Source organism: Methylobacterium sp. J-030, assembly GCF_022829545.1.
In the GTDB taxonomy this organism is placed as follows: domain Bacteria; phylum Pseudomonadota; class Alphaproteobacteria; order Rhizobiales; family Beijerinckiaceae; genus Methylobacterium.
Genome location: NZ_JAKSYM010000313.1, coordinates 75,289 through 88,441 on the forward strand (window position 1 = coordinate 75,289; position 13,153 = coordinate 88,441).

Here is a 13,153-nt window from a genome sequence, read left to right on the forward strand (position 1 = left end):
GTTGCGCTCGCGTCAGTCCAGCAGACCCGTGGATTTCGCCACGCGCTCGATCGGCTCATAGGCGGCATTGGTCACGGGAATGAACTTCGAGCGCGCGAAGGGCGCGAGAATCGCCGGATCGGTGATGCCGATGAGGGCCGCCTTCAGCCGCTCCATGAACCCGGCGCCGTAGATCGCGTCGACATCGCCCCGCACGGTCCACTGGTAGTCGGGAAACGGCGGGCTCTCCCAGATGATGCCGACCTCCTTCGGATCGACCTTGCCGGCCTTGCTGTCGAGGTCCCAGACCGAGTAGTCGACGGCCCCGACCTGGAAAGCACCGGACTGGACGAGCTGGATCGTGCGGCTGTGGTCCCCGGAGAAGCCCACTCGGGCGAACACCTCCTCCGGCGTCTTCCCCGGGAAGGCCTCGCGGATGAAATATTCCGGCATCAACCGGCCCGACGTCGAGGAGCGGGCGCCGAACGTGAAGGTCTTGCCGGCGATCGCCTTCGGAAAGTCGGCCGATTTCGTCAGGCCGGTCTTCGTGTTGGCGATGAGGTAGGTCTTGAAGGCCGCATCCTCCGCGCCCTGCGCGATCGCCTGCGCGCCGGGGGAGGCCAAGCGGGCCTGGACGCCGGTGAAGCCCCCGAACCACGCGAGCTGGACCTGCCCGTTGGTGAAGGCCGTGACCGCCGCCGGGTAGCTCTTCACCGGGAGATACTTCACCGGCACGCCGAGCTTGCCCTCGAGGTAGGCGGCGACCTTGCCGAAGCGCTCGACGAGGCGGCTCTCGTCCTGGTCGGGGATGCCGGTGAACACGAAGGCCGGCTTGGCCCGCTCCTGCGCGGCCGCAGGCCCGGCCACGACGAGACATCCCAGTCCCACCAGCAACGACCCGTTCAACATCCGTCTCAGCATTGCCGTCCTCGCTGGAATGTCAGTCTTCTACGCCCCCAAACGGAGGCGGATGTCCAATTAATTGACGATTGTTGCCGGCGCGGGATCGTCGGGTTGCGCGGCCGCCATGCCACCGATCACCTTCGCGGGGCGGCGCCGTGCGGTTACGCGCCGGGAAGCGCCGGCGTCTCCGGGGCTCGGCCGGCGGGGCGGACCGGGACCGGCAGCGTGCGGGTTCCCGCGACGATCGCACCGGGGACACGCGCGGACCACCACGCGTTGCTGAAGATGTGATGTCACCGCGATGCCCCTCCGTGCGAAGGGTATCGGGATGCCGCGCGCCATGACGCCGAGCCTCGTGCATCGTGGCGCCGGATCAGGTCAGAGGATCTCCATGGCTTCGATGTCGCCGACGCCCGCGCTGCCGACACCGGTCGACGCCGACCCGGCTCGGTCCTTCTCGCTCGGGCTCGGGCTGACCAACGAATGCAACCTCGCATGCAATTTCTGCTACCGCGATCCGGACCGGCTGGACCGGCTCGGGCCCGCTCAGGTTCGGGCGGTCCTCGACAGCCTGCCGGTACGCTCGGTCAACCTGGGCACCGGCGAGAACGGGATGCATCCGCAATTCCCGATGCTCCTCGACATGCTGCGGGCCGAGCCGATCAAGCTCACGATCACGTCGAACGGGCACTCGATCGCGATGATCGACGACGCGGCGGTCCGGGCCTTCGCCGACGTGGAGTTCTCGATCGACTATCCGACCCGGGACGAGCAGGACGCGCAGCGCGGCGCCGGCAACTGGGACTTGGTGATGGCGCAGGCGGCCCGCTGCCGGGCGCTCGGCGTCGGCGTCACCTTCATCGCGGTGATGATGCGGACCAACTTCGACCGGCTGCACGAGATCGCCGCCATCGCCCAGAGGTTCGAGGCGCCGCTGCGCATCAACGTCTACCAGGCGGTGCGCACCGATGCCTTCGCGCTCACCTACGAGGAATACTGGGGCGGGTTCGCGCGGCTGTTCGCCGAGACCGACGTGATCGCCATCGGTGAGCCGCTGGTCCGGGCCATGGCCGGCCTGCCGGCGCGCCGGGGCGGGTGCGGGGTCGGCACGGTGCGGGTGACGCCCCGCGCCACGGTCCAACCCTGCGTGTACTGGGGCGGCACGGGACAGAGTCTCGACACCCTGTGCGAGGCCGGCATCGGGATCGTCGAGACGGCCCCTTTCGCAGCGGCCCGCGCCCTGCCGGAGCCCTGCCAGGGCTGCGTGCACGAGGCGTCCTGCCATGGCGGCTGCGCCGGGCGTCGGCGCCTGATGGAGCAGCTCGATCAGGTCGACCCCTATTGTCCGATCGTGCGCGGGGAGTCCCGCCCCCTGGCGATCACCATGGCGCCGGCCCGCGAGCTGCCGAAGCTCGAGAGCGCCTGCACCACGATCGTCCAGGCGCGCGTCCGTGGCTGACGAGCCGGAGGCCATCGCTGGACTGAGCCAGGTCGCGGGCGACTATGAGGTCCTCCTGTGCGACGTCTTCGGTGTCCTCCACGATGCAGCCCGCATCTTTCCGGCCGCCATCGCGGCGCTGAGCGCCTTCCGGGCGGCAGGCGGCACGGTGGTGCTCGTCTCGAACGCCGCCGATCCCGGACGCTACCTCGCCGACGCGCTCCGGGCCCGCGGGATCGCCGCCGTGTACGACGCCCTCGTCACCTCGGCCGACATCGCCCGCATGCTCCTGAGCGAACGGGCGCCGGCGGGGGTTCACCATATCGGCCCGGCGCGCGACCGGATCCTGTTCGCGGGCCTGCCGGTCACCCTGACGGGAGTCGAGGACGCAGCCTGCACCGTATGCACCGGCTATCCGGACGGCGATGACGACCTCGACGCAATCCTGTGCCGTGCGCTCCGGCGCGGCCTCCATCTGCTCTGCACCAATCCGGACACGAGCCTGATGGTGGGTGCGACGCGCCTGCGCTTCGCCGGCCTCGTGGCCGCGCGCTACCGGACGCTCGGCGGCGCGGTCGTCGAGACCGGAAAACCCGGCGCGCTGATCTATCGCCACGCCCTGGAGCGTGCCGAGCGGGCGCAGGGCCGGCCGGTCGCCCCCGGACGTGTCCTCGGTATCGGCGACACGCCGGCGCTCGACGTGGCGGGCGCGCTGAGCGCCGGGTTCAGCGCGCTCCAGATCGGCGATGCGCCGTCGCGCCCCCGTCCGGCCGGCGCCGCCGGCCGTCTGTATGGGCTGCCCGCCCTTCTCTGGTAGGACCCGCGCCCGACCCTCCGATGTCGAAGCCCCCGATGCCACAGGATTCAGCCATGGATACGGCCCCGGTTCGCCTCACCAGCCTCGCCCACGGGGGCGGCTGCGGCTGCAAGCTCGACCCGGCGGTGCTGCGCACCCTGCTGGCCGACCAGCCCGTGGCCGGCCCGTTCGAGCGCCTGCTCGTCGGCAACGAGACGGCCGACGACGCGGCGGTCTGGGCGCTGGACGACGGGACGTGCCTGATCGCCACGACCGACTTCTTCACCCCGATGGTGGACGATCCCCACGATTTCGGCCGGATCGCCGCCACCAACGCGATTTCCGACGTCTACGCCATGGGCGGCAAGCCGATCCTCGCGCTCGCCATCCTGGGGATGCCTGTCGGCAAGATCGAGCCCGAGATCGTCGCCCGGATCCTGAAGGGCGGTGCCGCAACCTGCGCCGAGGCGGGCATCCCCATCGCGGGCGGCCACTCGATCGATACCCCGGAGCCGATCTACGGCCTCGCAGTGATCGGATTGTGCGGCCGGGACCGCGTCCGGCGCAACGCCGACGCGCGGGCCGGCGACGTCGCCATCCTGACCAAGCCTCTCGGCGTCGGCATCTACTCCGCCGCGATCAAGCGCGAGGCCCTTGATGCCGAGGGTTACGCCGACTTCGTCGCCACCACGACGCGCCTCAACAAGGTCGGGGCGGAGCTGGCGGGCGACGCGGAGGTCCATGCCATCACCGACATCACCGGCTTCGGCCTCCTCGGCCACGGGCTCGAACTTGCGCGCGGCGCCGGCCTGACCTTCGTCGTCGCGGGCGGCGCGATCCCGCTCCTGCCCCGGGCCGAGGCGCTGGCGCAGGACGGCTTCGTCACGGGTGCCTCGCACCGCAACTGGGCGAGCTTCGGCGATCATGTGTCCCTGCCCGAGGGGCTGCCGGACTGGCGCCGCCACATCCTCACCGATCCCCAGACCTCCGGCGGCCTGCTCGTGACCTGCGCGCCCGGACGGGCCGAAGCGATCCTGGCCCAGGTCCACGCCGCCGGCTTCGCGCAGGCCGCGATCGTCGGGCGGTTCGAGGCCGGCCCCCCCGGGATCCGGGTCGAGGCCTGACGCGGTTTCGATGCCGCCCCGTGACGCGCCCGCCGCTCCGATCCTGCGCGACAAGGCGTACGGGGCGGCCTCGGAATTCACACCCGAGAGCCTGTTGCGCGAGGCGCGCCGGCAACGCGGCCTCGCCGCCGCCCGGGTGCCCGCGCTGTGCGTGCTCGACCCGGACGGCGATATCGTTCGCCACCTGCGCGCGACCGGGCAGGCGCGGCCCGACCCGACCTGGGCCTGCTATCACACCGAACTCGTCCGCTTCGAACGCGGCGGGCATGAGATCGGCATCGTCGGCTGCGCGGTCGGTGCGCCCTTCGCGGTGCTGGTGGCCGAGCAGATGTTCGCCTCGGGCTGCGAACTCCTGATCAGCGTGACCTCGTCCGGCCAGATCACGCCGTCCTGGACGCCGCCCTACTTCATCCTGATCGAGTCGGCCCTTCGCGACGAGGGCACGAGTTACCATTACCTGCCGCCGGCCGACTTCGCCCGGGCCCCGGCCGATCTGGTCGCCGCCATCGCCCCCGCCCTGTCGACCATCGGCGAACCCGTGGAACGGGGTGCGACCTGGACGACCGATGCGCCCTACCGGGAGACCCGGCAGGCCATCGCGGCCGCGTCCGCGCTGGGCATCCTCGCGGTCGAGATGGAGGCGGCCGCGCTCTACGCCTTCGCGGAGGCGCGCGGCCAAGCGGTCCTGTGCTTCGCCCACGTCACCAACCAGATGGGTCAGGCCGGCGATTTCGAGAAGGGCGACGCCAACGGCGCCACCGCCGCACTCCGCCTGGTCGGGGCCGTCGCAGCGGCTCACCGCGCTCGTGCAACGGGATAGTAACGCGATCGCAAGAATTCGAGCGTAGCATCCCGGGCAGGCGACGGGCCGGGATCTGTACTGATGTCGATCAGCATCGGCGCATCCGCTTCGAGCGGCGCTTCCGCGCCGCCGGTCAAGCTGCCGAGGCCGTCGCAATCCGCCGACCGGACGCAGGCCGCGCGGCAAACGGTTCGAACTCAGTCCGCGATCGCGACGGCGCAACAGGCGCTCGCGAACGCCAACGGCCTCGTCGATCAGGACAAGCGCGACCATAGCCCGGGCTGCGTCGCATGCGACCAGAAGCTGGTGGACAAGGCTCAAGCGCAGCTCACGCACGCCAGGGCGTCGGCGAGCGATCAGGCCGTGGGGACATTGATGCCACCGGGCAGCACCGTCGACTTCTCTGCCTGACGGCATTCCGCGGCCCGTTGCGTCCCATGCGTTCGTCAGACACGATGACGGGGGAGCGCGGATTGATGCCGTCCGGATAATGGACACCGCTCGCGTCAGAACGGCGAGGACGATCCGATGTCCGAAACGACTGTTTCCCCGGTTGCAGCCTTGCCCCGCGTCGAGGCGGCCCGGCCGAACCGCCGCAGTATCTTCGTCGGCCTCGCTGCGCTCGGTGCGTCGGCGCGCGTACCGGCGATCGCCGCGGAGGCGCCGGCCGACCTGCCGCGCCTGACCATCGGCAACACGGCGGCCCCGCCGATCTCGCGCATGCATCCGAACTTCGTCAAGGATGTCGGGCTGCTGACCGACCTCAACCCGACCAACCAGGGCGGGGCATGGTGGAACTTCGACACCTACATCACCCCCGCCGAGCAGTTCTACATCCGCAACGAGTACCCGACGCCGCGCGCCGAGGTGGATTCCCGCGTCGATCCCCGCCGATGGCGGCTGAAGATCCACGGCGACGCGGTCGAGCGGCCGATCGAGATCGGCTACGACGATCTGCTCAAGATGCCCTCCCGCTCGCTCATCAGCGTGATGCAGTGCGCGGGCAACGGCCGCTCCCTGTTCTGGGAGCAGCAGGACATGCTGGCGTCCCCACAGAAGGTCACGGGCAACGGCTGGGGGCTGGGTGGGGTCGGTCAGGCCGAATGGCAATACGTGCCGATGAGCCACATTCTCGGCCTCGTCGGCTTGAAGGACAACGCCAAGGCTTGTCTCTTCTGGTCGGGGGTCGACGGCAAGGCGCCCAACACCGAGTCCGACACGGGGCGTCCGCTGCCGATCGAGGAGATCATCAGTCGACCCGACGATATTGGCCTCGCCTTCAAGATGAACGGCAAGGCGCTGTTGCCGGATCACGGAGCGCCCGTGCGGGCCTTCGTACCGGGCTGGGCGGGCGGCGCCTCGACCAAGTGGCTCACCGAGATCAAGATCGCCAGTCACGACTTCTGGGTCCGGCTCAACACGATCGGCCACGCCAACATCGGACCGGCCTACCCGGCACCGGTGCCGGGACCGAACGACGAGTTCCGCTTCGTGAAGCCCTCCGATATCCGGGGCGTGCCGGTGACCTGGCACGTCATGCGCTCGATGCTCACCGTACCGCTCGCCCTCGCCAAGCAGCCGCTCTTGCCCCCGAACTATCCGCTGGGGCGCGGCGAGGCGCCGACGCTCCCCCACGGGCCGCAGCTCCTGCGCGGCTACGCTTGGGCACCGCAGGCCGGTGTCCGCAAGGTCGACGTCCGCGTCAACGGCGGCCTCTGGCAGGAGGCACGGCTGATCGACCCGCAGCCCAACCCCTACACGTGGCGCCGCTTCGAGATCGCCCTCGACCCGCAGCCCGGAGACTTACTGATCGAGACCCGCACCATGGACAACCGCGGGCAGGTGCAGCCGGCCACCGTGCCCTTCAACGAAGGCGGCTACGATTTCGGCGCGGTCCCAAGATTCAAGATCCGCTTCACGTGAGCGTCTCGGCAGGATCGACCCGGCCTCGACCCTGCTCAGTTCACGGGCGGGCATTCGGCAGCCAGGGGACCGCGATGAGCGGATTCCGGCGGACCGGGATGCGCGGTTCGTGAAGCGGTCGACTTCCTGCCGCAGCGTCCGCTTTCGGGATACCGAAGTGCTCGGCTGAACGGACGGGACGGGCGTGAAGCCGCCGACCGGATCTGGCCGAAAGCTGACGGTCTGCTTCCGCACCGCAATCGCGGTGAAGCGGACATGCCTCAGCCATCTCGACCAGCCTTTTGGGCGGGCCGCGAGCCGACCGAGATCACGCTTTCACCGCTATCGCCCGACGGGGGAAACTTACGGCCGCGCTTTCGGTTGGCTCTCATCCAAGGAGAGCAGCCATGACCGAACTGACCTCACTCGATGCCGGCCACGGTGGTGAGACACATCAAACCGCCGACGCGGACCACCCCGTGCTGACCACCAATCACGGCACGCCGGTCTCCGACAACCAGAACCAGCTCAAGGCCGGTCCCCGGGGCCCTGTCTTGCTCGAGGACGAGGTCTACCGCGAAAAGATCAACCACTTCGACCACGAGCGCATCCCGGAGCGGATCGTCCACGCCCGTGGGTCCGCCGCGCACGGCTACTTCGAGTGCACTGAGAGCCTCGCAGACATCACCGTCGCCGACCTGTTCCAGAAAAAGGGCCAGCGCACCGATGTGTTCACCCGTTTCTCGACCGTGGCGGGCGGAGCGGGGTCGATCGACACGCCCCGTGACGTGCGCGGCTTCGCCGTCAAGTTCTACACCCGCGAGGGCAACTGGGACCTCGTCGGCAACAACATCCCGGTGTTCTTCATCCAGGACGCGATCAAGTTTCCGGACCTGATCCACGCCGCCAAGATGGAGGCCGACCGCGGCTATCCGCAAGCGGCGACCGCCCACGACACCTTCTGGGACTTCATCAGCCTGATGCCGGAGTCGACTCACATGATCATGTGGGCGATGTCGGACCGGACACTCCCGCGCACCTTCGCTAACATGGAGGGCTTCGGCGTCCACACCTTCCGGTTCATCAACAAGGCGGGCAAGAGCACATTCGTCAAGTTCCACTGGAAGCCGAAGGCCGGCCTCGCCTCGACGATCTGGGACGAGACGGTCAAGATCGCCGGCGCCGACCCGGACTTCCAGCGCCGCGACCTGTTCGAGCGGATCGAGCGCGGCGACTACCCCGAGTGGGAGCTCGGCTTGCAGCTGTTCGACGAGGAGTTCGCCAACAGCCAGCCCTATGACGTGCTGGACGCGACCAAGATCATCCCCGAGGAGGTGCTGCCCGTCCGGATCGTCGGCAAGATGGTCCTCAACCGCTACCCGGACAACTACTTCGCGGAGACCGAGCAGGCGGCCTTCGTGCCGAGCCACGTCGTGCCGGGCATCGGCTTCTCGAACGATCCGCTGCTGCAGGGCCGGCTGTTCAGCTATACCGACACCCAGCTCTCGCGGCTGGGCTCGGTCAACTTCCACCAGCTGCCCATCAACTCCGCCAAGGGTCGCGCCGAGGCGGCCGGCTGCCCATTCATGAACCAGCAGCGGGACGGCCACATGCAGATGGCGGTGCCGAAGGGCCGCGCCAACTACGAGCCGAACAGCCTTGCCAAGGCGGGCGAGCCGGGCGGTGCGCGAGAAGACGCCAAGGGTGGCTACAAGACCTTCCCCTCGGACGAGGAGGGGCCAAAGCTCCGGGTCCGGCCGGAGAGCTTCGCCGACCACTACAGCCATGCGCGGCTGTTTTTCCGTTCGATGGACCCGGCCGAGCAGGCGCATATCGCGTCCGCACTCGTGTTCGAGCTATCCAAGGTCAGCCTGGAGCACATCCGCCTGCAGATGCTCGCCAACCTCCGCAATGTCGACGAGAGTCTAGCCACGCGCGTTGCCGACGGGTTGGCGATGGACCTGCCGCTTGCCTCGCCGACCGCGGCCCCGGTCCTGGACATGGCGCCGTCGCCTGCCCTGCGCATCATCCGTGGCCCACTGGAGCGGCACACGCTGGAAGGCCGCAACGTCGGCATCCTGATCGCGGACGGAACAGATGCGGGCGAGCTGAACGCCCTGAAGAAGGCGATCAAGGCGGCGGGCGGCCATGCGATGACGATCGCCCCGAAGGTCGGCAAGGTGCCGCTCTCGGACGGTTCGGCCATCGCCGCCGACGCGCAACTGTTCGGCCAGCCCTCGGTGACGGTCGATGCCTGCGCGGTGATCCTGTCCGAGAAGGCTGCGGGGAAGCTCGTGAAAGAGGGTGCCGCGGTGCAGTGGGTGATGGATGCCTTTGGCCACTTGAAGGCGATCGGCGCCAACGCCGCTGCTAAGCCGTTGCTTGATAAAGCAGGCGTCGAGGCCGACGAGGGCGTGACCGACCTCGGCGGCTTCGTCGAGGCGGCGAAGAAGCGCTACTGGGACCGCGAACCGAACGTCCGCACGCTCGCCTAAACAGATGAAAGGCACGATCGCTTGGGCGTGATGATCAACCTCTAGCGATCGTCCTTTTCTGATGGCATCGAGATGCGCGGTAGCCTGACGGCCTCAGCGGGTTCTGGCCGAAGGCGGCTGGTCCGTTTCGGAGAAAGTCCACTTGAATAGCGGACTCGGGCTACGTCACTGGACGCGCGATGTTCGGCAGGCACAAGATCTGCTCTCACTCGTCAGCCGGGTGCGACACGGCTACGGTCGCCCGCGCTGAATGAGCCGGAGCCGCGCTGATGTCCGAGACCCACTCATCCGTCTGCCCGCATGACTGCCCGAGCACCTGCGCGCTGGACGTCGAGGTTCTGGACGGCAATCGGATCGGAGCGGTGCGGGGTGCGGACAACCCGTACACGGGCGGGGTGATCTGCAACAAGGTGGCCCGCTACGCCGAGCGCATCCACCACACGGACCGCGTGCTCCACCCGCTGCTGCGCGTCGGCGACAAAGGGAGCGACGCGTTCCGTCGGATCGGCTGGGACGAGGCGCTCGACCGGGTCGTGGCCGGCTTCCGGGCGGCGACCGAGCGTTACGGCAGCGAGGCCGTCTGGGCCTACAGCTCAGGCGGCACGATGGGCCTCGTGCAGCGCGATGGCATCTTCCGGCTGCGCCACGCCCTGCGCTGGTCCGGCCGCAAGGGGACCATCTGCTCCATGATCGCCGGCGCGGGATGGACCGCTGGCTGCGGCCGCATCTCGGGCTCGGACAGTCGGGAGATGGCGGTCGCCGACCTGAACGTACTCTGGGGCACCAACCCGGTCTCCACGCAGGTCAACGTCATGACCCACGTCACGCGTGCTCGGAAGGAGCGCGGGGCAAAGCTCGTCGTGATCGATCCGTACCGCACCGGCACCGCGGCGGCGGCCGACCTGCACCTCGCCGTCCGGCCCGGAACGGACTCAGCCCTCGCTTGCGCGGTGATGCACTGCGCCTTTCGCGACGGCCATGCCGACCGCACCTACATGGCCGCCTATGCCGACGATCCCGAGGCTCTCGAAGCGCATCTGGTCACGCGCGGGCCCGCCTGGGCGGCCGCGATCACCGGATTGACTGTCGCGGAGATCGAGGCGTTCGCAGCGCTGTATAACGCCACGCCGCGGGCCTACATCCGCTGCGGTTACGGCTTCACCCGCGGGCGTGGGGGCGCCGCGGCGATGCACGCGGTGACCTGTCTGCCCACCGTCACCGGCAAGTGGCGGCACGAGGGCGGCGGCGCGCTGTTCACCAACAAGGGCATCTTCGCTTGGGACAAGTCGCTGATCGAGGGCACGGCGCTCCGGGACTCCGCGATCCGGGAACTCGACATGAGCCGCATCGCCAGCGTGCTGACCGGTGATGCGGATGCGCTGCACGGCGGCCCCGGCATCTATGCTCTGCTTGTGCAGAGCGGCAATCCCGCCTCGGTCTGTCCAGACAGCAACCGGGTCCGCCAGGGGTTGATGCGGGAGGACCTGTTCACCGTCGTGCACGAGCAGTTCATGACCGAGACGGCTCGCTACGCGGACATCGTGCTGCCGGCGACGATGTTCCTCGAGCACGACGACATCTACCAGGCGATGGGCCATAGCCACATCCAGATCGGTTTGGCGGCCATCGACCCGCCCGGCGAGGCGATGTCCAATCACGACCTCGTCTGCACATTGGCGCGGCGTTTCGGCCTCGACCACCCGACCTTCGCGATGACTGCCCTGACGTTGGCGGATGCCACGCTACGCGCCTCCGGCTATCCGTCCGCCGCGGAGCTGGCGGAGCGGCGATGGCTGGACGTTCAGCTGCCGTTCCGATCCGCCCACTTCCTCGACGGGTTCGCCCATCCGGACGGCCGGTTCCGCTTTCGGGCCGATTGGCGGGCGCTGGGGGATACGGAGGGTCGGTTGTCCCCTCTGCCCGACTGGCTGCCGCTGATCGACGGCGCGACCGGCGACCGCCCCCTGCGCCTCGTCACCGCCCCGGCCCGGCAATTCCTGAACTCGACCTTTACGGAGACGCCGAACGCCCGCAAGCGCGAGGGGCGCCCGCAGGTACTGATCGCCCCGGAAGACGGCCTCCGCTTCGGAGTCGGGGACGGGGCTCTCGCCCGCCTCGGCAACGCGCGCGGAGAGGTGGTGCTGCACGCCCGGCACGCGCCGGGCCAGCAGCCGGGCACCGCGGTGGTGGAAAGCATCTGGCCTGCTGCCGCCTTCGGTGGTCCGGGACGAGGCATCAACGTGCTGATCTCGGACGAGGCTGCGCTCCCGTCCGGAGGCGCTGTCTTCCACGACACCGCCGTGTGGATACGGGCGGAGGCCGAGGCTGCAGCTACGGTCGCAGCCTGACCCCGACCGTACTTGGCCGGAAGCTGCCGGTCCGCTTCGGAGCGGGTCCGCAGCCAAAGCGGACAGGCTCCGACTGATCCGATGCGGTCGCCCGAACTGCCGTCGAAGCTTCGGTATAGCGGTCGTTCGCCGGGCCTCCGTGGACTTCGGATCGGGATGGCACGCCGTTCCCCGCCCGACGGCATCAGAGATCTCGGACGGAAGCTGCCGGCTGCCTGAACTCGATCGTCGCGCCGTCAGGGCCGACAGCCTGAATCACCCTCGTTCCAGCCTGACCTGACCGGCCGGCTTTGGACCGGGCTGATTGAGAGGCTCAGCCCGGACCAAAGGAGTTGGACATGCGACGAAGTCATTGGCTGAGATTCAAAGCTCGGCCGCGCTCAGATGGCCCCGGAGACGCGGGACGACGAAATCTACGAAGGCGCGCAACTTGAGTGGCAGGCGGCTCTGCTTGTCGTATATCAGATGCACCGGCCGGGGGGTGGGCTCGTGGGCTTCGAGCAGGAGTTCCAATTGGCCTGCACGCACATAATCAACGACTTGATAAGACAAAGTCCTGATCACCCCTGCGCCAGCCACGCCGGCGGCGATCGCCGCGTCGATGGTGCTGACGCTCAAGCGCGATTTGAAAAGCACGTCGATTTCAGTCCCGTTCGATGCGTAGCGCCAGAGGGTGAGAGACGCTACGCTCTGAAATGAGATGACATCGTGGTTGACGAGATCCTGCGGAACCGCCGGAGGCTCGCGACGAGAGAGATAAGCCGGGCTTGCGCAGGTCACCCGACGAACGGTACCGAGGCGTGCCGCAATCAGGCTACTGTCGGGTAAGTCGCCTATGCGCAACGCGACGTCGACCTGGTCATCGAGGAAGTGGGTCACACGGTCGGTCAGCATCAAATTGATGGATACGTCGGGGAACACGGCCAGAAAGCTGATGACAACCGGAAGGACATGCAGCCGACCGAACATTGTCGGGGCGGTGACGACCAGATCGCCCTTAGGCTCACTATACTCCCCAGCAGCGGCGCGCTCGGCTTCATTCAGTTGTTCGAGTATGGTCTTCGCTGCCGCCAGATAAGTTCGGCCGGCGGGCGTCAGCTCAAGTCCTTTAGGCGAGCGAATGAAAAGATCCGCCCTGAGGTGGCTTTCGAGCTCGGATACCTTACGGCTTACGGTAGCAAGTGGCTGGCCGAGCTTGCGACTTGCCTTGGAGAGGCTTCCGCACTCGACCGCCGTGAGCATCACTTGCATCGCGTCCAGACGATCCATGATCCGGTCAAGCCCTAAAATCCCGCCTTCCGCTCCGAACGACACTCCGGCGAAAATGAGAGGCGTCAAAGTAGTATTCCAAGCTCATTGGTTTCGG

Annotated in this window: 10 protein-coding genes; 8 read left to right on the forward strand and 2 right to left on the reverse strand. The window is 68.4% G+C overall.

Translation table 11 applies throughout. The features are described 5' to 3' along the window. Positions 1-12: 12 nt before the first annotated feature. Positions 13-900 (reverse strand): putative selenate ABC transporter substrate-binding protein, encoded by an 888-nt coding sequence (locus MKK75_RS23565; RefSeq protein ID WP_279594077.1) that lies wholly within the window; start codon positions 898-900, stop codon positions 13-15. Positions 901-1,273: 373 nt separating this feature from the next. On the opposite strand from MKK75_RS23565, the gene MKK75_RS23570 reads away from it, so the two are divergent. The 8 genes from MKK75_RS23570 (at position 1,274) to MKK75_RS23605 (ending at position 11,787) form a co-directional block, all read left to right on the forward strand. Next, positions 1,274-2,341 carry a radical SAM protein gene (locus MKK75_RS23570; RefSeq protein ID WP_244044942.1) on the forward strand — a complete coding sequence of 356 codons (1,068 nt, stop codon included), beginning with the start codon at positions 1,274-1,276 and terminating at the stop codon, positions 2,339-2,341. Beyond that, the gene (locus tag MKK75_RS23575) at positions 2,334-3,137 is read left to right on the forward strand and encodes a TIGR01459 family HAD-type hydrolase (protein ID WP_244044943.1); all 804 of its coding nucleotides are present in this window, start codon (positions 2,334-2,336) and stop codon (positions 3,135-3,137) included. Before MKK75_RS23570 ends, MKK75_RS23575 begins: the two co-directional genes overlap by 8 nt. Positions 3,138-3,190: 53 nt before the next feature. Beyond that, complete coding sequence (selD, locus tag MKK75_RS23580) at positions 3,191-4,240, forward strand: selenide, water dikinase SelD (RefSeq protein WP_244044944.1); 1,050 nt, start codon at positions 3,191-3,193, stop codon at positions 4,238-4,240. A gap of 10 nt (positions 4,241-4,250) precedes the next feature. Next, positions 4,251-5,060: a nucleoside phosphorylase gene (locus MKK75_RS23585; protein WP_244044945.1), complete on the forward strand. Its 810-nt coding sequence runs from the start codon at positions 4,251-4,253 to the stop codon at positions 5,058-5,060. 63 nt (positions 5,061-5,123) lie between these two features. Beyond that, entirely contained in the window at positions 5,124-5,453 is a 330-nt protein-coding gene (locus tag MKK75_RS23590; RefSeq protein ID WP_244044946.1) for a hypothetical protein, read from the forward strand. 117 nt (positions 5,454-5,570) lie between these two features. Then, positions 5,571-6,965: a molybdopterin-dependent oxidoreductase gene (locus tag MKK75_RS23595; RefSeq protein WP_244044947.1), complete on the forward strand. Its 1,395-nt coding sequence runs from the start codon at positions 5,571-5,573 to the stop codon at positions 6,963-6,965. A gap of 386 nt (positions 6,966-7,351) precedes the next feature. Then, positions 7,352-9,439 carry a catalase gene (locus MKK75_RS23600; protein WP_244044948.1) on the forward strand — a complete coding sequence of 696 codons (2,088 nt, stop codon included), beginning with the start codon at positions 7,352-7,354 and terminating at the stop codon, positions 9,437-9,439. 269 nt (positions 9,440-9,708) lie between these two features. Next, positions 9,709-11,787: a molybdopterin-dependent oxidoreductase gene (locus MKK75_RS23605; protein WP_244044949.1), complete on the forward strand. Its 2,079-nt coding sequence runs from the start codon at positions 9,709-9,711 to the stop codon at positions 11,785-11,787. 363 nt (positions 11,788-12,150) lie between these two features. Here the strand turns inward: MKK75_RS23605 and MKK75_RS23610 are convergent, their stop codons facing one another. Further along, positions 12,151-13,056: a LysR family transcriptional regulator gene (locus MKK75_RS23610; RefSeq protein WP_244044985.1), complete on the reverse strand. Its 906-nt coding sequence runs from the start codon at positions 13,054-13,056 to the stop codon at positions 12,151-12,153. Positions 13,057-13,153 lie beyond the last annotated feature (97 nt).

Excerpts from the sequence above, each read along its gene's own strand:
- MKK75_RS23570 (WP_244044942.1), top strand. The coding sequence starts at position 1,274 with ATGGCTTCGATGTCGCCGACGCCCGCGCTGCCGACACCGGTCGACGCC.
- MKK75_RS23565 (WP_279594077.1), bottom strand. The coding sequence starts at position 900 with ATGCTGAGACGGATGTTGAACGGGTCGTTGCTGGTGGGACTGGGATGT.
- selD (WP_244044944.1), top strand. The coding sequence starts at position 3,191 with ATGGATACGGCCCCGGTTCGCCTCACCAGCCTCGCCCACGGGGGCGGC.
- MKK75_RS23600 (WP_244044948.1), top strand. The coding sequence starts at position 7,352 with ATGACCGAACTGACCTCACTCGATGCCGGCCACGGTGGTGAGACACAT.
- MKK75_RS23610 (WP_244044985.1), bottom strand. The coding sequence starts at position 13,056 with ATGGATCGTCTGGACGCGATGCAAGTGATGCTCACGGCGGTCGAGTGC.
- MKK75_RS23605 (WP_244044949.1), top strand. The coding sequence starts at position 9,709 with ATGTCCGAGACCCACTCATCCGTCTGCCCGCATGACTGCCCGAGCACC.
- MKK75_RS23595 (WP_244044947.1), top strand. The coding sequence starts at position 5,571 with ATGTCCGAAACGACTGTTTCCCCGGTTGCAGCCTTGCCCCGCGTCGAG.
- MKK75_RS23585 (WP_244044945.1), top strand. The coding sequence starts at position 4,251 with ATGCCGCCCCGTGACGCGCCCGCCGCTCCGATCCTGCGCGACAAGGCG.
- MKK75_RS23590 (WP_244044946.1), top strand. The coding sequence starts at position 5,124 with ATGTCGATCAGCATCGGCGCATCCGCTTCGAGCGGCGCTTCCGCGCCG.